Source organism: Bacillus sp. JJ664 (genome assembly GCF_036962205.1).
Taxonomy (GTDB): Bacteria; Bacillota; Bacilli; order Bacillales; family Bacillaceae_G; genus Gottfriedia.
In genome coordinates, this window is sequence record NZ_JBALMS010000001.1 from 1 (window position 1) to 23,831 (window position 23,831).

A 23,831-nucleotide genomic window follows, 5' to 3' on the forward strand; every position below is an offset into this window, starting at 1 on the left:
TTAAAAATAAATAAATTTAAGAAACTAAATCTATTAGAAATTATTTTAATTCAACTAAGTAAGCTAATAAACATGTTTTTTTACTTTTGACTTAGGTAAAAAAGTAGAAAACCCTAGCAGAATCTGAACTTATACAGTTAAAAAATTATCTTTAATATAGTAAAAAAATCAAAAAATAGTTTGATAAATCAAAATCAGTAACTTTATTCGGGCTGAAAGTAGGTTTTTTTCAACAAAATTATCATTTTTTATCTTTTTATAAGTTAAAAAAAGACGTGGTAATATAGTCGGAACTATTTTATATTTTACTTGTGATATAACTCATAAATAGCTAGTTTGGAATGAAAGTTTGTTACAATTTTCACAAAAGGATTCAATCGTTATGAATTAGAATTGCTAGGAAAGGGCAATGAGCCTCATTTTCGAAAGATATTTTGTGAAAAAAACACAAACACGTAACGTGAGGAATAGAAAGCACGAGTACATGGCATATTGAATGTTAGAAATATGAAGTAAAGAAGTATGGAATATAAGGAGTGATAACAGTAGTTCGGATATACTTGTGATTTATTTCACAAAAAAAGATGATTAACAAAGGAGATGGAAAAGTGATTCGGAATTTAAGTACAAAGTTTAAACTTGGCCTAATCATCCTCATTTTTATTTTATCGATGGTTTTTCTACAAGTTAATACATTTAAAAAAATAGCAGGTATGAAAGAAAACTCTGGGGGATTGTATAAGGATAGATTAATTCCGACTGTAGTGTTTTCTGAATATCGGTTAAATAATCGAAAAGTAATTGCTGACATGTGGCAACTATTTACACATACAGATCTTTCAACTAGTAACCAACTAAGGCTCAATATAGATACAACCATGAAAAAAAATAAGCAACTATTAAATGACTATAAATCAACTAAAATGACAACTAAAGTAGCGAACATTATTAAAGATATTGAGAAAACAATGCCATTATTTGAAAGTAGTATTCAAAAATCTGTTCAACTCGGATTACAAAACAAAAATGAAGAAGCCATTAATTTATACAATAACGAAATAACTAAATATGTTAATCAACTGACTACACTTTACGATCAATTAGACCAAGTAAATTTTAATATATCTAAAGACTTAAATGAAGATAATGAAAAGCTTGCTAGTAGCTCGGTAAATCAATCTCTATTGCTATTCTTTATTGTTACAGTCATTTGTATAGGGCTAGGAACTTATATTTCTAGACTCATAACAAAACCAATTAATCAGTTACTGGTGTCTTTACGAGCGACTCAAAATGGAGATCTTACACAGAAAGTAGATTATGAATCAAAAGATGAATTAGGTAAATTAACGAGTGCTTACAATGAAACAATGTCAAATTTGTGTGAGCTAATCAGTCAAGTACAAGAGATATCTGATCAAGTGGCTGCTTATTCAAGTGAACTTTCTGCTAGTGCTGAGCAAACAAGTGAAGCTAGCGAGCATATTGCTACAAACACAGTTGAAGTTGCCAGTGGTTCGGAAGATCAAGTAAGAACAGTTATGGAAACGAATGAAACTGTACATAGTATGGTCAAACAAGCACAAGTAATTGGGAGCAATTCGATCAAAGTTAATGAGGCTGCAAAAGAGGCAGAGCAACTTTCAATTGATGGAGTTCAGGTTGTTCTAGTGGCAGTAGCGCAAATGGAAGAAATTCATAACACGATTAGTAGTCTGAATAATGCAATTAATATATTAGGAGAACGTTCAGGAGAGATTGGTGAAATTGTCCAAGTAATAACTAGAATAGCAGATCAGACCAATTTACTAGCATTAAATGCTGCAATTGAAGCTGCTCGTGTAGGAGAGCATGGAAAAGGGTTCGCAGTTGTTGCTGCAGAAGTTCGAGGGTTAGCTGAGGAATCGGCGGTCTCTGCTAATAATATCTCTAAATTGATTATTGGCATTCAAAAAGAGGTTAACAATGCGATAGCCGTCATGGAAATGACGAATAACCAAGTTGAAGTTGGTTCTAGCAATGTAAGTAATGCAGGTATTTCATTTGGAAAAATTCAAAGTTCAATTAATGAAGTTTCAATTCAAATTCATGAAGTATCCTCGGCTGTTCAACAAATGGTTGCAGGCACAGAACAATTAGGGGTATCAATTGAGGATATCAGTTCAATTGCACAAAATACAGCTGCACAAACTCAGAATATTTCTGCTGCTACCGAAGAGCAACTAGCAACGATGCAGGAAATCTCTGCTTCATCAACTACGCTGGCTGATATGGCAGAAGATTTACAAAAAAGAACTAGCGTATTTAATGTTTAGTAAAACCGTATGTCTGGAAATAAAGGCGAAATAACTACCAAAAATTATTATTTACTAAATACTAACCAATAGAAGGTGAAGAAGACTTAATGAGTCTTCGATTTAGGTCAAGGATATTATAATTCAAGACTAATTCCATTAAACAAAAATGATAGAAGTGGGGTTGCAAATATGACAGTAGTAAAAAATGAAAGTAGAAATTCGAATGTAATTCATATGAAAATAGATGCCGGTCATAAAGAGGATTCATTATTTAATATCATTAATCACATAGAAAAACGAATGATAGAAATGCAGATTGATAAAATTAAAAATGAACTTAAACTTAATGAACAAAAGCTTATAAATAATCTTCGTAAGTGTAACTTCATGATTATGAATGAGAATAATTTGAGTATGGATGATTTAGCTATGAAAGTAAATTATAAAGCAGAAGATATTGAGGAGGCTTTAAATGGTAGCGGGGGCAAGAATCAGAGAATCATTTTATCTGAGATTTGTATTTATCTAATTAATCTATTGAATAGAAAATTTGAATGAAATCACAAAAGGAGAGACAGTTATGCTAGCAACTAGGTTGGACATCATTAAACGGAAAAATAACACTGTTATATTTGTGGAGAGTTTACTATTTCTGTCAGGAATTTGTAGAATACTAGAATATCATCAAATAGAGGTTAAAAGAATTTCAGTTTTTGATGAAGTGTTTCAAACAAATGACTTAAATTCTATATTTATTTGTGAAGTAGCTAGTAAAGACATGGAAACAAAAGCTAAATCAATCTTGAAAAATGATAGTTCAACTAAAGTGATTGTCATAAAAGATGAACTCAAGGTGAATGAAATTGAAGCGTTAGTTGATTTAGGTGTAAAGGGATGTTTGCTATCTGATTTAGATGAAGTTTATTTAGTGACGACAGTAAAACAAGTTCATTTAGGAAATTTATTTATTGATTACCGTTTTACGAATGAAATTTTAAGAGAATATAAATCATATAAAAGAATTCAGAAACAAAGACAACCAGTTGATCTTGAATCAATTAATACCTTATTAACAAAAAGAGAATATGAAATATTAAAACTCTTAGCTAAAGGTTGTACAAACTACCAAATCTCCAAAAGATTGTACATTTCAGAAAAAACAGTGAAAAACCATGTTTCTAATATTCTAGCAAAAATGCAAGTTCAAGATCGTTTAAATGCTGTTATTAAAGGGTTAAGACATAATTGGATAAAAATTGATGCTTGTTAGGTAGGAATGTTTTCAAAATTTGTAGAGAAAATTTAGTGAGATGGAAAGAAAATAAACTGGAAGAAGTGAGTTATGAAAAACAAATCAACACTACATAATCAAGTTGTTAAAGTTGGAGATTATATAAGTTTTGATGCAAAGATCCATATAGACAAGATCAGGTCTAAAATTGTAAAAGCTAAAGTCCTCATGGTTTATGAGAATTGTGTACTCGTTGACGTTCGTAAAATAAAAATATTTGATGTTGATTTTACAGTTGTAAATCATAAAAACTACACTATTTTAAATAGAAAAGAACAGACAGACTCTATTAGACCATTCTTTTCGTCCTAGTCACACTAGTTGAGTTTTGAATAATAGAAAATATTGAAATTCCAAAAAGGGGTTAGCAAGTGATAACAAAAGTAGTAAAAGATCATATTTATAAACACAATACTGTAATACTTGTAGAGAACTCATTAATTGTTCTTGGGGTTTTTAGAGTTTTAGATTGCTACAAATTAAAAATAGAGATGATAGAATATGAAAATTTATTAGAGAAACAGTATCAAAATACGATATTAATAACAAAGGTTTCAAAAGAATCGATGCCACATAAAGCAAAGTTACTATTATCAATGGATGCATCAACTAGAATTATCACTATCTGTAACAAAATAGAAATATATGAGATTGAGAAGCTAGTAGAATTAGGTGTGAGGGGAATATTATCGAATAGGATGGAAGAAGATGAACTTATTCAAGCAATTAAGCAAGTTTTATTAGGGTATATATTTATAGAAAATCGGTATTTAAAATTATTAATACAAGATTACCGAAAATTAAAAATAGATTCACTTCAAAATGCACCGATAAACGCAATAAATTTAAAGGAATTATTAACAAATAAAGAATACGAAGTTATAAATTTAGTTGCAGAAGGTTATTCATGTAAACAAATAGCTGATCGGCTGGTTATTTCAGAAAGATCAACAAGATTACAAATTTCTAAAATCATAAAGAAGCTGGAAGTAAAAGATAAATTAAATGCTGTCATAAAATTTTTAAAGATTAAGTGGGGAAAACTGTAAAGCGTTAATTTACTAGTACTATCCTATTAGATTCATATTTACTTTTACAATGTAATGGAGGTAGTAAATTTGAAAGCAATTGGGATTGAGAAAAGAGTAGATTCAGTAGGAAGAATTGTTATTCCAATAGAAATTAGAAGATTATTAAATATCGAGTTCGGTGACATGATGGAAGTATTAATAGATGCAGGAAATATTATCGTTAGAAAAGGTGCTGATACGAAATGTCTGATTACTGGCGAAAAAACAGGCAATATGATTAAGCTAGCAGACGGAAAAATTGTTGTCAGTAATGAAGGCGCTAAGTTATTAAGGGCCGAAATAACGAAAGAAATTAAAATAGCCAAAGTTAAACAGAATAATGGCAAGGAGACAAAAAAATGAGAGTAATGGTGCAATATAGGTCATCGGTTAAAATTGCAGGGAAAATTATAATGAATAGTACTGATTCTTTTGCATCAGTTGAAATTGAAAATATTGAAAACGAAGAAGAGCTTTCAAAAAGCGTACAAATAGCTTTAGCAAAATTTATTAATCGCCAAGCTGAAGAATTTAAAATAATTGGATTTACAAAAATATAAAAATGAAAAAGTAATGGATGTAATCTTTACATACAATACACAAAATGCCACTACTTAATTTCCATAAGTCTGTTCAAATGGTAACCCAATGTACTAAAAACCAAATGATAATAAAGCAAAACAACTTCGATAAGTTGGATTGCTATGTTAGGAGTTTTCAGATGAACTATTTGCTATTTAATATTCATTTATTTTATACAATTATTATTTTTATATTGTGTTTTATCATTGTTAACAAACAAAGTTCGTGAGTTTCGTAGCGATTAATTCGTTGTAATGTCTGCACTGATTTTTGAAAAAATCGTATTTACCAAAGCTTGAGCAATATTTAGTATTCTAAAATGATATTATGACCAATAACAAAAACGAGTAGCTATTTTTGCTACTCGTTTTTAAATTGAAGTCTTTTGTCATAAAACATTTTCTAATCAGTAATTTTCAATCCCATCAAGCTCGCAAGCTGAATCGCTTGATATGATGATACTTTACAGCCATTTAAACTTTCTATTGAAACAGTTAGTGCACTAAATGTAGAAGAACTAATATCTATCCCCTTTAGTGATGTTTGTTCAAAATTGGCTTCATCAAGATTACAGCTTATAAAATCAATTTTTTTAAATTTACAATCGTAAAAATCTGTACTTTTTAAAGAACTATCTTGAAAAATGACTTTCTCTAACTTCGAGTCTCCAAGCAACGCCAAATTTAAGACAGACTGATCAAATTGTACGTTTCCAAAGCTAGAATCCGTTAAATTTACACCTAATAATTTACAATTCTTAAATATGACTCTGTGAATGGAAGACTTGCTCATATTGCAATTTGAAAAATCACAGTCTTCAAATTGCACATCAATTATATCGATATTACTAAAATCTGTATTATTGAACCTACAATTTTTAATCAACATTTTTGATAATCTTGCTCTTTCAAGAACTTCATTTTCAAAAACAGAGTCGTTTATTTCGCACATTTCAAGTTCAGGATCCTCTTCATAAAAAATATCATTAAAATTTCTCAATTGTAATTCTCGTGGGATATTGGGTGAATCAATTTTCATCTTAATTCCTCTCTTATATATAAATTGGGACGTTTCTTTAAAAAAACTCTAGATTATTAACTTTAACTATAACGAAATTTAGGTTAAAAAAAAGGCTTATAATTTTTAAGAATTTGTGTACAAAACAGCTATTTAATGTGAGATTCTATAAAAATAAGCCGCAATTGCGGCTTTTCTAACTACTCTAGATGAGGATTCTACTACTTAGAATCACTTGTTTTACTTTCCTTTTCATGAATAACTGTTCTCCAATTTAAATCTCCACGTTCTAAACCATGTATTAAAATTTCTGCAGTTCCCATATTCGTCGCCAAAGGTATTGAATAAACATCGCATAAGCGAAGTAACGCTAAAATATCAGGCTCATGTGGTTGCGGTGTAAGCGGATCTCTGAAGAAAATAACTATATCCATTAAATTTTTTGCGATTAAGGCTCCTATTTCCTGGTCTCCACCTAGTGGACCTGATTTAAAACGATGTAACTGCAATTTTGTCTGTTCCATAATTCTTGTACCAGTTGTACCAGTAGAATATAGCTCATGTTTAGACAAAATCGATTCATATGCTTTTGCAAAATTCACTAAGTCAGCTTTCTTACCATCATGTGCAATAAATGCGATTTTCAATAAAAACAGTCCTTTCAAAAGTTGTAAATAACACAACTACTGTAATTTGATAAAACGGATCTTAACTAATTATAATATTATGTTCAAAAAAAGACTCTTCCAAATATAGAAAATTTAAATTTATTCATATGTAATGCAATTCTAGTTGGTAATAGGGTAGCTTCGATACGCCGTAAAATAATAGCTGTAGAGTGAACAAGGAATGTTAAATAACGCTATAGAATAGTATTCAATAATGAAGATATCATTTTTAAAACGCCACAAATGAAGATATGTATAAATTAAAATAATATGCTCTTTTCTAAAACTACTTAACAATGTGAGGGGTAAATTATTAATTAAGGGAGGTTGGAGAATGTTTCCTATACTAGAAACTGAACGATTAGTATTGAGAGAATTAAATGAAGATGATGCAATTGGCATATTAAACTGTTTTTCAAATAATGATGTATTGCGTTATTATGGGCAAAAACCATTAACAAGCATAGACCAAGTAAAACAAATCATTCAAAATTTTTCAACGAACTTCAGTAAAAAACGAGGGATTAAATGGGGTATTGAATTAAAAGGGAAGGAAGGTATTATCGGAACAATTGGATTTCAGGAGTGGTCACAAGAACATAAGAGAGCGGATATAAGCTATGCACTTTTACCTGAAAATTGGGGGAATGGTTACGCATCAGAGGCTGTATGCAAAACGGTTTCTTATGGCTTTGAAGAGCTAGGGTTAAAGCGAATTGGCGCAGTTGTTTTTACTGGAAATAAATCTTCAATTAAGTTGTTGACCAAACTTGGCTTCCAAAAGGAAGGGGTATTGAGAAATTATCTATACCAAAATGATGTGCCGTTTGATACCAGTATTTATTCTTTATTAAAGTAAAGATTTAATGAATAACAAAGAAAGTCCCTGTATGCCAGGGACTTAAGTAAAAGACAAGTGCCGGTCGTTTATATTATCGAATCGATTGCGCGCCAAATTTACAGACTTAATCAATAGGTTGGATACATGGTAAATTCTTATTCTTTTAGATTTTGGTATTACATGTTAACTCATTTATTTATGGGAATAATAGGTAAATGTCAGTTCGTTGTAGAAATAAGTAAAGATGAAAATACACCATAAAGGAGAAAAAGAATGAGTAAATTTGGATTGTTCGGCAAGTTTACAGTTAAAGAGGGCGAACGTGAAACGTTAGTCAACATTTTATTGGAAGCAGCGGAATCAATGGAGAATTTGGATGAATGTGAATTATATCATGTAAGCATTTGTGAGGATGAGCCAAATTCAGTATTTGTATATGAAGTATGGTGTAGCGAGCATGCTCATCAAGAGTCGCTAACTCTTGAATCTACCCAAATATTAATCAAACATGCAAAACCAATCATTACAGGAATGGAAAGAATTGCAACGCTCAAGCCAGAGGGTGGTAAGGGTATTTCATCTTAAATTGATTACTATAAGATCCATATTAAAAAACCTACCTAGCATTCGTTCTGAGGTAGGTTTTTTAATATTTTAGAATAGGTATTACATTTATTAACTTAACCACCACAATTCAACAGGGTTTAACTCATATAAACTATTTTCACGATACATATATTGACACATAATGAGTTCGCGTCGAAGTGTAGCATAGTCCTCATGGTATTGTTTTAAATATTCATTAATCTCTTTTTCTTGATAAACTCTTCCAAACTCTAATCCTTTTATCATATGTGCAAGGACTACTAGTTTTTTCTTCCTTTGTGCAGGGTAAATCTTTAATTTTCCATCTTTTGTGAAGAAATTATTGATAATGGCTGAACGTTCTTCTTCCGTTACTGACATTTCCATATTGGAATTCCCTCCTGTGCCGACAGTTATAATTGATTTTGCACTCGTTTCTAATATTTTTAGATTAATAGAAAAATAGATTGTGTTTTTATCTCTGCGTTCTTTAATTAAGCCAACTTCTCTGAGCTTTGAAATATGATGCGTGATTGTCGGTGGTTTTAGTCCCAACTTCCCGGCAATCTCTTGCCCACTCAATTGACCTTGCTGAAGCAAAGCGATTATACGAACGCGGTTAAGATCACCTAGCGCTTTATGAAATTCGACAATTTTATTTAACTGCAATATTCACCAACTACTTTCATAAGTATCTAATTAGATAATAATCTAATTAGATTTAATTTGCAAGTTTAAAAAGGGAAAATGTGGTATTTATTGAATACTTAACATGAAAAGTAAAATGTATTTTGTAGTATTTGATGTGAAAAGTTTAACAAATTAGGAGAGATTCACTAAAAATAATCATTATAAGGGGGGACACACTCTTAAATAGCAACAACGGATATGAAAACAACCAAATATATATCATGTGATGCAAAAGAAAAAAATAATATATCAAATTAAGAGCTGACTTATAACGTTATTTTCAGAAATTTTAGAAATATGTTATTCTTAGATTGAGAGAAAATTACATATAAAAAATTTGGAAGATGGACAATACATATTTGGGTTCCTCAACAGTCTCTTCCGTTCTTACTTAGTATCTACGTTAGTATTCTAAATGAGAGGAGGACAATCTTTATGAAATCATTAGAAAATATGTCTTTTTTAGATGAGAAAAGACTAGCTAAAAGCGTAGACTTGCAAGATGTACTAATGAATATGGTCAAAGGGTGTTATTACCTAAACTCAAAAATGGAATTTGTATTTATTAACAAAGCTGCGGAAGCGATGATTGAGAAGCCTAAAGAAGAGTTATTAGGTGCTTGTATGTGGGATGTTCTACCTAACTATATTGGAACTGATGTTTATAAATATTATCATAAAGCCTATGATGACCAAGAAATACAGACATTTGAGATTGTTACGGAATACTCTAAAAGAGATGTAGAAATCAGAGTTATTCCAGATAAAAATGGGATTTTATCTATATTTACGGATATAACAGAGAAGAAAAAGTCTGAAGAAGAACAGATGTACATAGAGAAAATTAAAATTATTGGTGAGATGGCAGCGGGGGTCGCTCATGAAGTACGGAATCCACTTACAATTGTAAAAGGCTTTTTGCAAGTAATCTCAGAAAATAATGATTTAAGTGACTATAAGGATATATTTGCGTTAATGATTGACGAGATGAACCGTGTAAATAACATCATTTCGGAATTTCTTGATATAGCTAAAGTTAAGCCAAACAAAATTGAATTTAATGATTTAAATGGGATCATAAAAACATTAAACCCTTTGCTTGAAACGAGAGCACTAAAAGAAAATAAGTTCATTCATTTAGAATTGTCTAGTATTCCAACTATAAAAATTGATCAAAATGAGATTCGCCAGCTTCTTTTGAATATGGTTAGTAATTCTTTAGATGCGATGAAACCACACGACTCGGTTGTTTTAAAAACATATATAAAAGAAGGTACGGTTGTATTATCAATTATTGATAGCGGAAAAGGGATTCCTCCTGAAATAAATGATCGAATATCTACACCGTTTGTGACTTCAAAGGAGAATGGGACAGGTCTAGGATTGGCAATCTGTTATGCAATCGCAAAAAGAAATAATGCCACGATTGATTTTGTATCAAGCTCAAATGGAACGACGTTTAATATTAGGTTTAATCAATAAGATGGTTATATTAGAATAGTAAAACGAGAGATCTGTTGAAACAGATCTTTTTTTGTTTGTCTGAATAATGTGCAAAACATGTTTAACACATGCTTTGTAATTTACTAAAATTTAGGTGTAAAACATACTTTACATATATTACTGTAAAGGTGAAGTCATCATGATAAATAGGATAAAAGAATATCGAGAAAAATTAGAGATTTCACAAGGGAAATTAGCAGACTTATGTCATGTAAGTAGACAGACGATCAATGCAATCGAGAATAATAAGTATGATCCAAGTTTACAACTCGCATTTCATATTGCTAAAAACTTAGGCATTAAAGTAGATGATTTATTTTGTTTTGAGGGAAAGAGTGATTTATGAGGACTCGAGGGATGACAGCATTATTATCTGGTATAGCTTCAAAGATTGTAATCGGATTTACGATTTATAAACTTTGGATCGGAAAAGATGTTGGGTTTAATGAAGTCGGTTCCATAGGTGGTTTATTAATTTTGTTTTTAACTGCGATTACTTGGGGATCGAAAGAAGAGAAAGATGGTATTTTACAAGAGGAAGAATTAGGACAAAGAATCATAGAAAAAAGTTCTAAAATTAGTTATTTTCTTTTAATGGTGTTTGTGTTTCTAGCGGCAGTTATTGATAAATTAGTTTCAGGTTCTATTAATATCATGCTGCTATTATTATTAATATTATCAATGATTACATTACCTTTTGTAGAATTTCTAGTTGCCAAAAAATATCAATAAAATCAATTGGAAAGTGGTTATCTAACTACTATGTTTTCGGAGTTTATCGACAAAAAATGGTTCTTGCGCTCGAATAATATTTTTTATGATTTTGATTTCTAGTCATTGACTTTTTATTTATCACATATTAGTATTAGGACAATTAAATTTTAACTTAGCGTTGACGAAGAGTAGTAACGATTACGGAAACTTAAGAGAGCTGATGGTTGGTGAGAATCAGTGTGAAAGTAATTGTGAATGGACTTCCGAGCTACCAAACCGAACCGGTCGTTTAGTAGTAGGCTTTGGCGAGTAGCCTCCTCGTTACAAGAGGCGAGTATTCAACGGAATTATTTGGATACTGGCAAAGCGGCTGTTAATCAGCTAATGAAGGTGGCACCACGGGTCTCTCGTCCTTTTTAAGACGGGGGGCCCTTTTTGTATTTATTTTTAAAATCATATTGTTAAATCGCTGAGTAAGAAGAGTAAATATTGGTGAATGTCCCAGAGAGTTAGACATTGGTGAGAGTCTAACACAGGAACCTATATCGAATGGGCTTACGAGAGGCATCTTGAAATTTATAGTAGGGATGCACGGACTTCCACCGTTAAAAGGATAGGATATCGGATTGTTATAACAACAATTCCCGTATCTGAAAAGTGGGATTAGGCGTTTTCTAATCCAATCGAGGTGGTACCGCGGTATAAAATAATCGTCCTCTATATGTACAGTTTCTGTGCATATAGGGGACTTTTTTTATGTATTTGGTTCAATTAGAGCCATCTATTAAAAAGTGAATTTTAGGAGGTTAAAGTGCTATGTCATCAATACAAAACAAAGTAGAAATTATATTTGAAGCATTGCAAGGAGATACATTTACACCAATATCTCTTTTTAACAAATTATCTGGAACAAAGAAGTTTTTATTCGAAAGCTCATTTAAACATCAGGATGCTGGCAGATATTCATTTATTGGTCGCAGTCCAGTGTTTGAGTTAATTGGGACGAATCAACAAGGAGAAGTTTTATATAGAAATGGTCATAAAGAAGAGTTCAGCGGTAATTCAATTTTAAAGTTAAAGGAGCTAATACCTAATCAAAAAGCGATTGAAGAATACCAAATACCCTTCATAGGTGGAGGGATTGGTTATGTTGGTTATGATATCGTTCGACAGTTTGAAGAAATTGGAGAAGGTTTAGAAGATACGATCGGATTACCGGATATTCATCTCATGTTTTTTGAGGTTGTTATTGTCTTCGATCATTTAGAGCAACAAATATCAATTGTTGGGATCAAACTTTCGAAAGAAACAACTACTGAAATGCTTGAAAGGGAAATTCAAGATCTTAAACAAGAGATTTTGAATGAAAAGATTGAGAAGAAGCAAGTGCCTTTCACATTTTCAACTTTCAACCCTGAAGTAACGAAGGCGCAGTATATGACGAAAGTTGAGAAGGCAAAAGGTTATATTCAGTCAGGAGAAATCTTTCAAGTCGTATTATCACAGAGAATGAAGGCAAATTTTGAAGGGAATCCGTTTGATTATTACCGTAAGTTACGAATCCAAAACCCTTCACCATATATGTACTATATAGATTTTGGAACTAACGTGGTAGCAGGTACATCACCAGAAAGCTTAATCAAAGTGAGAGGAAGTCAAGTGATAACAAACCCAATTGCTGGTACAAAGCGCAGAGGGCAGACCATCGAGCAAGATGAAATGATTGAAAAACATTTAATTCAAGATGAAAAGGAATTAGCAGAGCATAAAATGCTCGTCGATTTAGGGAGAAATGATCTTGGGAAAGTTTGTGAGTTCGGTTCGGTAAGATTAGAAAAATTTATGGACATTGAAAAATACAAATATGTCATGCATTTAGTTTCTGAGGTTAGCGGGACTTTAAAGAAACCATTTACAGCACTTGATGCATTTATATCATGTTTACCAGCGGGGACAGTTTCAGGAGCACCGAAAATTAGAGCAATGGAAATCATTAATGAATTAGAAGAGTCAAAAAGAGGCGTATACTCCGGAGCTGTTGGTTATATTTCGGTAAATGGTCATCTGGATTTTGCTTTAGCGATCCGAACAATCATTTTTCATAACAATGAAGCCTTTATTCAAGCAGGTGCGGGGATTGTTTATGATAGTTCACCTGAACTAGAGTATGAGGAAACCATTCATAAAATGAAAGCTTTTCTGGAGGGAAATCATGATATTACTAATTGATCATTATGACTCATTTACCTACAATCTTTATCAATATTTAGGAGAACTTGGAGAAGAAGTATACGTAGCTCGATATGACAAAATCAGCATAGATGAAATAGAACAGTTAAATCCAAAAGCAATCGTACTTTCACCAGGGCCAGGTAAACCAGAAGAAAAACATGAAACGCTTCATTTAATCCGAAGATTTTATGAATCAATCCCAATGCTTGGTATTTGTTTAGGTCATCAAGCAATAGGTTATGTATTTGGTGCCACTATTCAAAAAGCAAGGACTATTAAACATGGAAAAACTTCAAATATTACTCACCAGGGAAGTAATTTATTTGCATATTTACATCAGCCTTTAGAGGTAATGAGGTACCATTCCTTGGTGATTCAAAAAGACAGTTTACCACATAACTTTGAAACATTAGCAACATCAATGGATGATCAAGAAATTATGGCAATTAAGCATAGAAAATTTCCAATCTATGGTATGCAGTTTCACCCTGAATCGATTGGTACAAAGCAAGGTAAGCAGTTATTACTAAATTTTTTAGATGAGATTAAGGAGGAGTTTAGCAATGAAAGAGTATCTTCAAAGATTAGCAAATAAAGAATCCTTTTCGTCAGAAGAAATGCAATTAGCAGTTGGACAAATGCTTTTGGATGAAGAGATATCTGATAGTGAGATTGCTGCATTTTTAATTGCTTTAAAAACGAAGGGAGAAACAGTTGATGAAATTGCAGGGCTTGTAAATGCAATAAGGAACAATACGATTGGGTTTTCACGAAAGTTTCAGAATGTCATTGATAATTGCGGAACTGGAGGAGATCGTTCACTTAGCTTTAACGTGAGTACAACTTCAGCATTCGTCATTGCCGGTTCTGGAATTCTAGTAGCAAAGCACGGTAACAGAAGTATGTCTAGTAAAACGGGAAGTGCTGATGTTTTAGAAGAGCTTGGCGTTCACTTATCAATTCCATCTCATTACGCAGAAGAATTATTAGAAAAGATCGGAATCGCTTTTTTATTCGCGCCTCATGTTCATCCGAAGTTGAAAAAAGTGATGAAAGTAAGACGTGAATTGCAAATACCTACCATTTTTAATTTAATCGGACCTTTGACAAATCCAATTGAGTTAGAAACGCAATTACTAGGTATATATCGACGGGACTATTTAGAAATGTTTGCTGAGGTGTTAAAAAAACTTGGACGAAAAAGAGCAATTGTAATCAATGGCGCAGGTCATCTAGATGAAGCTTCACTAGAAGGACAGAATCACTTAGTCCTATTAGAAAATGGAAATCTGAAAAAAATGACTTTGCATCCGGAAGAAGTTGGTTTAACTTGCTACCCAAATGCATCCATTATTGGGGGAGATTCGAAAGTCAATGCAGACATACTTTTAGGTGTTTTGAAAGGAGAAAGAGGAGCATTTCGTGACACAGTCTTATTAAATGCAGGTCTTGCAATCTATACTTCAGGTACTGTACAAAACATTTCAGATGGAATCAAAAAAGCGCAAGAGAGTATAGATTCCGGAGCTGCCTACGAAAAATTATGTTTGTTAGTTGAACAAACGACTAAATTCAAAAAAGAGGTGATTTAAATGGAAACGATTTTGGAACGAATTCTTTTTGAAAAAAGGAAAGAAATAAAAAGCTTAAAAGAGTTAAAAAGAAAAGAGCTACGGAAAGAAACAACATACTCTCTCATCAAACAACTTGAACAGGCAAACACATTATCAGTGATTGCAGAGTTTAAAAGGGCTTCGCCTTCTAAAGGAGATATAAATATCAATTTAAACCCAGCAGAACAAGCCAAACATTATTCGGAAAATGGTGCAGCAGCAATTTCGGTTTTAACAGATGCTACCTTTTTTAAAGGATCGTTTCATGATTTGAGACTTGTAAGAGAAGCTGTTGATATTCCGATTTTATGTAAGGATTTTATTATTGATCAAGTTCAAATAGATTTAGCAAAAGAAAATGGTGCCAATATTATTCTATTAATCGCAGCTGCCTTGACTCCTTCTGTACTCAGTGAGTTATATGAATATGCTATACAACAAAATTTGGAAGTACTAATGGAAGTTCATGATGAAGCGGATATAGAAAAAGCGTTTAAAGTCGTTCCTAAGGTAATTGGAATTAATAATCGAAACTTAAAAACATTTGAAGTGGATCTAGCAGTAACTGAAAGATTGGCCCCATCTATTCAATCTTTTGGAAGCTATGTCATAAGTGAAAGTGGGATCTTTACGAATACAGATGCGAAAAGAGTCAGTGTTGCAGGTGCGAGCGGTGTACTTGTAGGAGAAGCTTTAATGAGAAGCGGAGACTTGACTGCTAGTATGAATGATTTAATGATTCCTAATTTGAGGGGGGCAAAACAGTGAATGTAAAGATCTGTGGGATAACAGATTGTAAAACAGCTCAGTTCGCTATTGAAGCAGGAGCTGATGCGATCGGATTTGTCTTTGCTGAAAGTAAACGTCAAATTAGTGTATCTAAAGCAAAGGAAATCATTCAAACAATCCCAAAACATATTCTCAAAATAGGAGTGTTTGTAAATGAAACTAAGGAGAATTTAGAATCGATTTTTGAAGAGGTTGGATTGACCCATATACAACTTCATGGAGACGAATCTCCAGCGTTTTGCCAAGCATTGCGATATCCAGTCATAAAGGCTATTCGAATTGAATCTGAGTCTGATATTGATCAAATCACCGCGTATTCATGTGATTATATTTTAGTAGATAGCCCACTTGGACCATATAGAGGCGGAAATGGAACAACATTTGATTGGAATCTACTTATTCATAAAAATATTGAAAGAAAGTTGATTTTAGCAGGTGGGTTGACGATTGATAATGTTTTATTAGCAAGTGAAATCGTGAAACCAGTGATGGTTGATGTAAGTAGTGGAGTAGAAACAGATGGCAAGAAGGATGAAAAGAAAATAGAAGCTTTTGTTAAAACAGTAAAAAGAGGAGGAATTTGAGATGAAAAGTTATGTCATGCCTGATTTGAAGGGACACTTCGGAATGTATGGTGGAAAATATATACCTGAAACACTTGTTCAAGCCGTTACTGAATTAGAGGAAGCTTATACAAACGTAAAGAATGATCCGAGTTTTTTTGCTGAAGTAGAAAAACTATTAAAAGATTATGTTGGTCGAGAAACACCCCTTTATTATGCTGAGAATTTAACAAAGTACGCAAATGGAGCTCAAATTTATTTAAAACGGGAAGATTTAAATCATACTGGGGCTCACAAAATCAATAATACAATCGGTCAAGCCCTACTTGCAGTTAAAATGGGAAAACGAAAAATAGTAGCAGAAACCGGGGCGGGCCAGCATGGAGTAGCGACTGCAACGGTTTGTGCCTTGCTAAATCTTGATTGTGTCATATTCATGGGTGCTGAAGATGTTAGAAGACAAGAGCTAAATGTATTCCGTATGGAACTTCTTGGTGCAAAGGTAATCAGTGTTGAATCGGGAAGTGCAACACTAAAGGATGCTGTCAATGAAGCATTGCGTTATTGGGTTGCAAATGTGGATGATACGCACTATTTACTAGGATCTGTAATGGGCCCACATCCATTTCCTATGATGGTACGAGATTTTCAGAGTGTGATTGGGAAAGAGACAAAGAAACAGTTTTTAGCTAGAAACAATAGACTACCAGATGCAGTTGTGGCTTGCATTGGAGGAGGGAGTAATGCGATTGGTATGTTCCATCCATTTATTGAAGATTATACTGTGAAACTTGTTGGTGTTGAAGCAGCAGGTCATGGTGTGAATACAGATAAACAAGCAGCTTCATTAACAAAAGGAGTTCCTGGTGTGTTACATGGAGCGCTAATGTATCTTCTTCAGGATGAACACGGACAAATACAAGAAGCACATTCAATTTCGGCTGGACTTGATTATCCAGGTGTTGGTCCGGAGCATTGTTACTTAAAGGATATAGGTAGAGTTCAGTACGAATCAATCACTGATCAAGAAGCACTAGACGCGTTTCAACTGCTTGCGAAATTAGAAGGAATCATTCCTGCATTAGAAAGTGCTCATGCTGTAGCATTTGCGATCAAACAAGCTGCTAGTATGAAGGAAGATGAAAGTCTAGTCATTTGTCTGTCCGGTAGAGGTGATAAAGATGTTCATACCGTTCGAGAATTTTTAAAGGGGGAAGTCTAGAATGAACCGAATTGAACAGCAATTTTCAAAGCGACTATCAAATGGAGAAAAGCTTTTTATTCCATATATAATGGCAGGTGATGGTGGATTAGATGTGCTAGGTAAAAGACTTGCTCTACTTGAGAAGTTTGGTGCATCTGCAATTGAAATTGGTATCCCGTTTTCAGATCCCGTTGCCGATGGGCCAACAATACAAAAAGCAGGTATTCGTGCTTTACAAGTCGGAACTACATTACGAGATGTACTAGATGAGTTGAAAGAAGTTCGCTCAATGATTTCAATTCCACTCATCATTATGACATATATGAATCCAATTATGGCTTATGGAATAGAAAAGTTTGTCTCTAATTGCAAGAAAGCTGGAATAGATGGATGTATCATACCTGACTTGCCAATTGAGGAAGAAGGGTTGATTGTCAATCAACTTGAGGGTGCTGGAATTGAACTAATTCGATTAGTTACAATGACGACTCCAAAAGACAGAATACAGAAAATTGCTGAAAGAGGAAGAGGTTTTCTCTATACTGTTACAGTAAAAGGAATAACTGGAGTTCGAAATGATTTTAATGGAGATCTGTCTGCATTTTTAAAAAGTGTAAAGGAATTAAGTAGAATACCAGTACTCGCTGGATTTGGTGTTTCAACTCCTGAACAAGTGAAAAAAATAAGTCGAGATTGCGATGGTGTAGTTGTTGGTAGTAAAATTGTAGAATTATTGAATGTAGAGAAAGTTTCTGAGATTAAACATTTGATACAATCAATAAAAGAAATAGAAATAATGAAGCAATAATGACCATCTGTCTGAATCTCTAAGTTTTAATACTTTGTTCTACAAACTGCAAGGATCTTCTTATTGAAGATCCTTTTATTATTTACTTTTAGGACATATGTCCTTTCCAAGTTATATGTAGATATCTTTTAATAATAGAAGAAATAAAATTAGGGAGAGAACGGAAATGAAAGGGAGTTTATTTGCTTTTTTAGGTGGCGCATTTATAACACTACAAGGTGTAGCTAACGCTCATATTAGTCAGGATATAGGTACTTGGCAAACAGCAACGATAACGCAATTTGCAGGGTTCGTATTAGCATTTATTATTTTATTATTTGTGAAAGACGGAAAATGGCAAATACTAACAAAAGTAAAACCATTATATTTGACTAGCGGCGCGTTGGGTGCAATCATTATTTTCAGTAATGTTACATCTATTCATAAGATTGGTGTAACAATTTCGATTTCGGCTTTATTAATTGCACAGCTATGTATGACATATTTAGTAGATTTGACTGGTTGGTTCGATGTCGTAAAGCAGAAAAAAAGACCATTACAATTTATAGGGATCTCAATGATGATTGCTGGAGTTGTGATCTTAGGCTATTAAGATAAATGAAATTTGAAAGTGTGGAGGTGAACAAAATTATGAAGGAATTGAAGGATCAAGAGCTGTTAAGCTACTATTTAAAAAGTCATCAAATCGAATCTATTTTTAATGACCAGTTAATGCCACACTTAATTTTGTATAGCTTTGATCAAGGAGAGCTAATTTGTTCGCAAGGAGATTCTCCTGAGTATTTATATTTCCTTGTCAAAGGGAAACTGAAGATTTATACGACTTCAGTAGAAGGAAGAACCTTAATTCTTTCTTTTAAGAAGCCAGTGGAGGTAATTGGTGATATTGAGTACGTTCGGGGTACAGATTTTCTCAATACAGCGGAGGCAGTTTCTTCAGTTCACATGATTGGCGTTCATCATCAATGGTTAAAAAAATACGGAAAAGATTTTTCACCATTGCTACAGTTTTTACTAGAAATTATTACAGAAAAATTTTATATAAAATCAAATTCTTTAAGCTTCAATATAATGCATCCTGTAGAAGTCCGATTAGCTAGTTATCTATTATCGGTATCGTTCGATGAATCTGATTCACTACTGGAAGATCAATTGAGAACAGCTAATTTAAAAGATGTAGCAAATTTTATCGGAACGAGTTATCGGCATTTGAATCGTGTCATCCAACAGTTTTGTAAGGATGGTTTAGTCGAGCGTAAAGATGGTTTTATTCTGATAAAGGATAGAGAAGGATTAGTGTCTCTTTCGGGTCATAGCATTTATGAATAGTTATGAAGATAAACGAAATTAGGGGTGTTCACAATGTTTATCGGGTTATTTTTGGCAATCCTTGCAGGTTCGTTAGTCGGACTTCAAAATATATTTAACAGTAAAGTAAACGAAAGAGCTGGGTCTCAGACAACAACAACACTTGTTTTAGGGATGGGATTTTTAGCATCTTTAATGATAGGCTTAATCATTGAAGGAACGAGTTTATTTGACTTTCAGAATATGAAACCATGGTACTGGTTTAGTGGATTTATTGGTGTCGGTGTCGTTACTTGTTTAGTGCAAGGGGTCAAACATCTAGGTCCAACGTATGCAATATCAATCGCCTTAGCCTCTCAATTACTCTTTGCAGTCTTATTTGACTCTTTCGGGATGTTTGGACTTGAAAAAGTGCCTTTTACCTTGAAAGAATGTATTGGCGTAATTGTTATTATGTTTGGTATGATTTTATTTAAATTGAGCGGAGAGAGTGAAAAACAGAAATCACAGGCTGCTTAATATTTATGGAATGGAATCTATGATTATATCATTTTTGATACGATTAAACGGGGAGATCAATATGAATAAGTATAAAACTTTATTATTCGATTTAGATGATACACTATTAGATTTTGGTGCAGCTGAGAAAGTTGCTTTACGTTTACTTTTTGAAGAGCATCAATGGAATTTAACACCAGAAATTGAGGCGAATTACAGGGTCATCAATCAGGGTCTTTGGAAGCAATTTGAAGACGGGACTATTGAACGCTCTGAAGTATTAAATACTCGCTTTTCGACTCTATTAAAAGAGTATGGACACATTGTTGACGGAACATTATTAGAAAATAGCTATCGCCGTTATTTAGAAGATGGCAAACAATTTGTTGATGGTGCTTTTGAATTAGTAAAAAATATACAAAATCATTTCGATCTATATATCGTGACGAATGGGGATTCGCTGACTCAATATAAGCGATTAAGTGCGTCAGGTTTACAGCCGATCTTTAAAGATATTTTTGTTTCTGAGGATACTGGTTTCCAAAAACCTATGAAAGAGTATTTTGATTATGTTTTTGAGAGAATTCCAAATTTTAACGTGAACACAGGGTTAATAATAGGGGATTCCTTAAACGCTGATATTAAAGGCGGTCAACAAGCGGGATTAGATACATGCTGGTTTAATCCTCATAAAAAGCAAAATGATACTGATCTAATTCCAACCTATGAAATACAAAATCTTGATGAGTTATATCAAATCTTACAAGTCAATAAAAGAGTACTAGTTTAATAAAAATAAAATAGTGAAAAAATAAGCGAAAAGTCCTGGATTCTAAGTTATCCGCATCCAGACAGAGTTTATCTTGATCAAAATATACAAGAAAATGAACTGCTATTATAAAAGAAATACGTACGAGCTCTCAGCAAATGTTTCTAACTAAATAATTTATATAAAAAAGTTGAGGTGATTCCCCAACTTTTTTTATATTATAACTTCCTTGACTATAAGGTTATATTTCAATTATCACTGATTAAATGATATTTTAATATATTTTATTAAATGAATATTAGTTCATATTCATCACCATTTTTTTTGTGCACATTATTTTAAATTATATCAAGTAATAGAAATGTTAAATTTTAACAAGAGTTTATAAATATTCTTTTTTATGATTATTTATAGTTAGTCTAGATAAAAAATACCTTTGACTATCTACCTAATTAAGTATATAGTCTATTTGAAAATGATTATCATTCGTATTTAAGGGGAATGAAAATGAAGAAAAATTTAATGAAAGTTATTTTACCTTTACTACTTAGTTTATTACTTATTCCATCTAAAATCTTCGCAGCAAGTCCTGAAGAAGATTTAACGCATGCAAATGCATTTGTTGAAAGCGCTATACTGGCATCTCAGAAAGGAGACTTTTCATCTGCTGAGAAGGACTATAAAAAATTCAATGATGAATGGTTAGCCAAAGAAGATGGGATTAAAAATAAGTCAATTGAAGCATATGGCAAAATTGAGGAAGCGATGGGAATGGTTCAATTCTCATTAGCCCAAAAGACAATTAATCAAGATACACTTGTCAATTCTTTAAAAGAATTGGAAGCAGTAAATGAAAAGTTCATTACACATCAGTTTGCTGAATCCAAAATTGATACAAAGAATACAGGTAGTGTTGAAGATTTAATACAAATATTGAACAATGCATTATCAAGCTTAAAAGAAAATGATGTATCTGGAGCAAAATCAGAAATTGATCAATTTAGAAAATCTTGGATTAGTATTGAAGGGGTAGTATTAACACAATCCCAAAAAGTTTATACAGATGCAGAAAGAGATATGGTTACTTCTTACGCGATGCTGTCTGCTAAAACGCCAGACATTAAAGCAGCAACGAAAACGATAAAAGATATGAGAGATTATCTTTCACCATTAGCAGCTAAAACTAGTTATACAATGTTAGATGCAATCACAATTTTATTAAGAGAAGGATTAGAGGCCTTACTGGTTGTAGTAGCTTTATTAGGATTTATCAGAAAGTCTGGTCATGAGAATAAAAGTAAGTGGATCTGGTTTGGAGTCGGTGCTGGATTAGGTGTCAGTATTATATTAGGCGTGGTCGTGAACCTATTATTTTCAGCAGGTGCTTTTGGGAGTAACAATTTCTTAATTGCAGGATGGACCGGGGTATTTGCTGCAGTCATGTTGCTTTATATGAGTTATTGGCTCCACAGTAAATCAAATTTAAAACAATGGCAATCTTATATTCAAACCAAAAGTACGAAAGCTTTAAACACGGGCAGTTTATTATCACTTTCAATCCTTTCATTTTTAGCAGTATTTCGTGAAGGAACTGAAACAGTCTTGTTCTTTATCGGTATGGCTTCATCTATAAAATTAACAAGTTTATTAATTGGCATTTTATTAGGGGTTCTCATTTTAGCGATTCTAAGTTACTTAATTTTAAAAGTTGGTTTAAAAGTTCCTATGAGACCATTTTTCCTTATATCTAGCATTCTTATGTTCTACTTATGTTTCAAGTTTACAGGTATGGGCATTCACGGATTACAATTATCTGGACTATTACCAGCGACGCAGGCACCAATACCAACAGTGGATTTCTTTGCAATTTATTCTACTTGGGAGAGTTTCATCCCACAAATCATACTATTGCTGATTGCATGTATCGCAGCAATTTTTAATAGATTATCTAATAAAAAAAATGAAAAAAAACAAAAATCGGGGGATATTAAACATGTTATCTAACAAAAAAGTAGTTTTATCAATGGCTCTAGCACTATCATTAACTTTATCTGCATGTGGCACAAAAGAAGACAAAACAATTAAAAGTGGATCAGATGATATGATTCAAACACTTACAGATTTAAAATCGCAAGTTGCTGATAACGATGAAACAAAAGCAAAAGAAAGCGGAGAGGCACTTGAAGAGTCTTGGGAGAAATTTGAAGACTCAGTAAAAGATAAAGATGCAGATCTTTATGAAAAGGTTGAAACGCCTCTACACATTATTGAAGCTGGTGTAAAAGTTTCTCCACTTGACGCAGATACTCTTAACCAAGCTGCAGATGATTTAAACGATGTTCTTAATGAAGTTAAGGACTTAAAATAAAACTTAAACATTACATATTGTAGACTATTTATCTATAGTCTACTCAATGAGTTGTAAGCTTGTAGCGATCCTTACAAAAGTTTTTTCAATAGAATGTAATGAATAAGTCTAACTACTTGAATTTAGTAATAGTATTAATTAATATGAAATAGAAATACAATATGATATTTTGAATAGTACTAGGGGTGCCGTAAATGGTCGGCTGAGATTAAGACACGATTGTCTTTGACCCTTTAACCTGATCTGGATAATGCCAGCGTAGGAAAGTGAGCGAGTAAATGCATATTTATATGTATTTATAACATTGATTTGTTCGAGCACAAGTCCCTATGGGGATTTGTGCTTTTTTGTTTTTAAATCAATCCACAACTTCTATCTGTTAGATCAAAAAAAGTCTATTCATTAAATAGGAGGAAAGAAA

At 32.6% G+C, this 23,831-nt stretch carries 28 protein-coding genes, 1 riboswitch and 2 other annotated features; of the genes, 25 read left to right on the forward strand and 3 right to left on the reverse strand.

Annotated features, from left to right (window positions below):
- Nucleotides 1-584 precede the first annotated feature (584 nt).
- The 7 genes from V7056_RS00005 (at nucleotide 585) to V7056_RS00035 (ending at nucleotide 5,218) form a co-directional block, all read left to right on the forward strand.
- Nucleotides 585-2,315, forward strand: a complete 1,731-nt coding sequence (locus V7056_RS00005) for a methyl-accepting chemotaxis protein (RefSeq protein ID WP_499698325.1) — start codon at nucleotides 585-587, stop codon at nucleotides 2,313-2,315.
- 171 nt (nucleotides 2,316-2,486) lie between these two features.
- Entirely contained in the window at nucleotides 2,487-2,855 is a 369-nt protein-coding gene (locus tag V7056_RS00010; protein ID WP_499698326.1) for a hypothetical protein, read from the forward strand.
- A gap of 22 nt (nucleotides 2,856-2,877) precedes the next feature.
- On the forward strand, nucleotides 2,878-3,567 hold the full coding sequence (locus V7056_RS00015) for a LuxR C-terminal-related transcriptional regulator (RefSeq protein ID WP_499698327.1): 690 nt from the start codon (nucleotides 2,878-2,880) through the stop codon (nucleotides 3,565-3,567).
- 72 nt (nucleotides 3,568-3,639) lie between these two features.
- Nucleotides 3,640-3,900 (forward strand): DUF2187 family protein, encoded by a 261-nt coding sequence (locus V7056_RS00020; protein ID WP_499698328.1) that lies wholly within the window; start codon nucleotides 3,640-3,642, stop codon nucleotides 3,898-3,900.
- Between the two features lie 59 nt (nucleotides 3,901-3,959).
- Nucleotides 3,960-4,637 carry a response regulator transcription factor gene (locus tag V7056_RS00025; protein WP_499698329.1) on the forward strand — a complete coding sequence of 226 codons (678 nt, stop codon included), beginning with the start codon at nucleotides 3,960-3,962 and terminating at the stop codon, nucleotides 4,635-4,637.
- Nucleotides 4,638-4,706: 69 nt separating this feature from the next.
- Nucleotides 4,707-5,021 carry an AbrB/MazE/SpoVT family DNA-binding domain-containing protein gene (locus tag V7056_RS00030; RefSeq protein WP_499698330.1) on the forward strand — a complete coding sequence of 105 codons (315 nt, stop codon included), beginning with the start codon at nucleotides 4,707-4,709 and terminating at the stop codon, nucleotides 5,019-5,021.
- Nucleotides 5,018-5,218 carry a hypothetical protein gene (locus V7056_RS00035; protein WP_499698331.1) on the forward strand — a complete coding sequence of 67 codons (201 nt, stop codon included), beginning with the start codon at nucleotides 5,018-5,020 and terminating at the stop codon, nucleotides 5,216-5,218. Before V7056_RS00030 ends, V7056_RS00035 begins: the two co-directional genes overlap by 4 nt.
- Before the next feature lie 424 nt (nucleotides 5,219-5,642).
- On the opposite strand, the gene V7056_RS00040 is transcribed toward V7056_RS00035, so the two are convergent.
- Nucleotides 5,643-6,278: a pentapeptide repeat-containing protein gene (locus V7056_RS00040; RefSeq protein WP_499698332.1), complete on the reverse strand. Its 636-nt coding sequence runs from the start codon at nucleotides 6,276-6,278 to the stop codon at nucleotides 5,643-5,645.
- A 200-nt stretch (nucleotides 6,279-6,478) separates the two neighbouring features.
- Entirely contained in the window at nucleotides 6,479-6,904 is a 426-nt protein-coding gene (locus V7056_RS00045; protein ID WP_499698333.1) for a methylglyoxal synthase, read from the reverse strand.
- A gap of 355 nt (nucleotides 6,905-7,259) precedes the next feature.
- Here V7056_RS00045 and V7056_RS00050 point away from each other — a divergent pair, with 355 nt between their 5' ends.
- Together V7056_RS00050 and V7056_RS00055 are read left to right on the forward strand one after the other, a co-directional pair.
- Nucleotides 7,260-7,784 carry a GNAT family N-acetyltransferase gene (locus tag V7056_RS00050; protein WP_499698334.1) on the forward strand — a complete coding sequence of 175 codons (525 nt, stop codon included), beginning with the start codon at nucleotides 7,260-7,262 and terminating at the stop codon, nucleotides 7,782-7,784.
- Between the two features lie 255 nt (nucleotides 7,785-8,039).
- A complete protein-coding gene (locus tag V7056_RS00055) occupies nucleotides 8,040-8,351 on the forward strand; it encodes a putative quinol monooxygenase (RefSeq protein WP_499698335.1) in 312 nt (103 codons plus the stop codon).
- 90 nt (nucleotides 8,352-8,441) lie between these two features.
- Here V7056_RS00055 and V7056_RS00060 read toward each other — a convergent pair whose 3' ends face one another.
- Nucleotides 8,442-9,020, reverse strand: a complete 579-nt coding sequence (locus tag V7056_RS00060) for a DUF2087 domain-containing protein (RefSeq protein ID WP_499698336.1) — start codon at nucleotides 9,018-9,020, stop codon at nucleotides 8,442-8,444.
- Nucleotides 9,021-9,476: 456 nt separating this feature from the next.
- Here V7056_RS00060 and V7056_RS00065 point away from each other — a divergent pair, with 456 nt between their 5' ends.
- From V7056_RS00065 to V7056_RS00140, 16 genes are all read left to right on the forward strand, one after another.
- A complete protein-coding gene (locus V7056_RS00065) occupies nucleotides 9,477-10,523 on the forward strand; it encodes a two-component system sensor histidine kinase NtrB (RefSeq protein WP_499698337.1) in 1,047 nt (348 codons plus the stop codon).
- Between the two features lie 160 nt (nucleotides 10,524-10,683).
- The gene (locus tag V7056_RS00070; protein WP_499698338.1) at nucleotides 10,684-10,890 is read left to right on the forward strand and encodes a helix-turn-helix transcriptional regulator; all 207 of its coding nucleotides are present in this window, start codon (nucleotides 10,684-10,686) and stop codon (nucleotides 10,888-10,890) included.
- An 11-nt stretch (nucleotides 10,891-10,901) separates the two neighbouring features.
- Nucleotides 10,902-11,276, forward strand: a complete 375-nt coding sequence (locus V7056_RS00075; RefSeq protein WP_499698339.1) for a hypothetical protein — start codon at nucleotides 10,902-10,904, stop codon at nucleotides 11,274-11,276.
- 151 nt (nucleotides 11,277-11,427) lie between these two features.
- Nucleotides 11,428-11,676: a binding site (T-box leader), on the forward strand.
- A 42-nt stretch (nucleotides 11,677-11,718) separates the two neighbouring features.
- Nucleotides 11,719-11,979, forward strand: a binding site (T-box leader).
- Between the two features lie 95 nt (nucleotides 11,980-12,074).
- Nucleotides 12,075-13,487, forward strand: a complete 1,413-nt coding sequence (gene trpE / locus V7056_RS00080) for an anthranilate synthase component I (protein ID WP_499698340.1) — start codon at nucleotides 12,075-12,077, stop codon at nucleotides 13,485-13,487.
- Complete coding sequence (locus V7056_RS00085) at nucleotides 13,471-14,085, forward strand: anthranilate synthase component II (protein WP_499698341.1); 615 nt, start codon at nucleotides 13,471-13,473, stop codon at nucleotides 14,083-14,085. The genes trpE and V7056_RS00085 overlap by 17 nt, the downstream gene beginning before the upstream one ends.
- Complete coding sequence (gene trpD / locus V7056_RS00090; RefSeq protein WP_499698342.1) at nucleotides 14,054-15,082, forward strand: anthranilate phosphoribosyltransferase; 1,029 nt, start codon at nucleotides 14,054-14,056, stop codon at nucleotides 15,080-15,082. Before V7056_RS00085 ends, trpD begins: the two co-directional genes overlap by 32 nt.
- On the forward strand, nucleotides 15,083-15,871 hold the full coding sequence (gene trpC, locus V7056_RS00095) for an indole-3-glycerol phosphate synthase TrpC (RefSeq protein ID WP_499698343.1): 789 nt from the start codon (nucleotides 15,083-15,085) through the stop codon (nucleotides 15,869-15,871).
- On the forward strand, nucleotides 15,868-16,476 hold the full coding sequence (locus tag V7056_RS00100; RefSeq protein ID WP_499698344.1) for a phosphoribosylanthranilate isomerase: 609 nt from the start codon (nucleotides 15,868-15,870) through the stop codon (nucleotides 16,474-16,476). Before trpC ends, V7056_RS00100 begins: the two co-directional genes overlap by 4 nt.
- A gap of 1 nt (nucleotide 16,477) precedes the next feature.
- Nucleotides 16,478-17,677: a tryptophan synthase subunit beta gene (gene trpB, locus V7056_RS00105; RefSeq protein ID WP_499698345.1), complete on the forward strand. Its 1,200-nt coding sequence runs from the start codon at nucleotides 16,478-16,480 to the stop codon at nucleotides 17,675-17,677.
- 1 nt (nucleotide 17,678) lies between these two features.
- Nucleotides 17,679-18,467 carry a tryptophan synthase subunit alpha gene (trpA, locus tag V7056_RS00110; RefSeq protein ID WP_499698346.1) on the forward strand — a complete coding sequence of 263 codons (789 nt, stop codon included), beginning with the start codon at nucleotides 17,679-17,681 and terminating at the stop codon, nucleotides 18,465-18,467.
- Between the two features lie 166 nt (nucleotides 18,468-18,633).
- A complete protein-coding gene (locus tag V7056_RS00115) occupies nucleotides 18,634-19,059 on the forward strand; it encodes a DMT family transporter (RefSeq protein ID WP_499698347.1) in 426 nt (141 codons plus the stop codon).
- Nucleotides 19,060-19,097: 38 nt separating this feature from the next.
- Entirely contained in the window at nucleotides 19,098-19,796 is a 699-nt protein-coding gene (locus V7056_RS00120) for a Crp/Fnr family transcriptional regulator (protein ID WP_499698348.1), read from the forward strand.
- A 33-nt stretch (nucleotides 19,797-19,829) separates the two neighbouring features.
- Nucleotides 19,830-20,294, forward strand: coding sequence for a DMT family transporter (locus tag V7056_RS00125; RefSeq protein WP_499698349.1), 465 nt, complete (start codon nucleotides 19,830-19,832; stop codon nucleotides 20,292-20,294).
- 61 nt (nucleotides 20,295-20,355) lie between these two features.
- Nucleotides 20,356-21,063 (forward strand): YjjG family noncanonical pyrimidine nucleotidase, encoded by a 708-nt coding sequence (locus V7056_RS00130; protein ID WP_499698350.1) that lies wholly within the window; start codon nucleotides 20,356-20,358, stop codon nucleotides 21,061-21,063.
- Nucleotides 21,064-21,549: 486 nt separating this feature from the next.
- On the forward strand, nucleotides 21,550-23,046 hold the full coding sequence (locus tag V7056_RS00135; RefSeq protein WP_499698351.1) for an FTR1 family iron permease: 1,497 nt from the start codon (nucleotides 21,550-21,552) through the stop codon (nucleotides 23,044-23,046).
- Nucleotides 23,036-23,410, forward strand: a complete 375-nt coding sequence (locus V7056_RS00140; protein WP_499698352.1) for a hypothetical protein — start codon at nucleotides 23,036-23,038, stop codon at nucleotides 23,408-23,410. The genes V7056_RS00135 and V7056_RS00140 overlap by 11 nt, the downstream gene beginning before the upstream one ends.
- Nucleotides 23,411-23,581: 171 nt before the next feature.
- A riboswitch (TPP riboswitch) is annotated at nucleotides 23,582-23,692 on the forward strand.
- Nucleotides 23,693-23,831 lie beyond the last annotated feature (139 nt).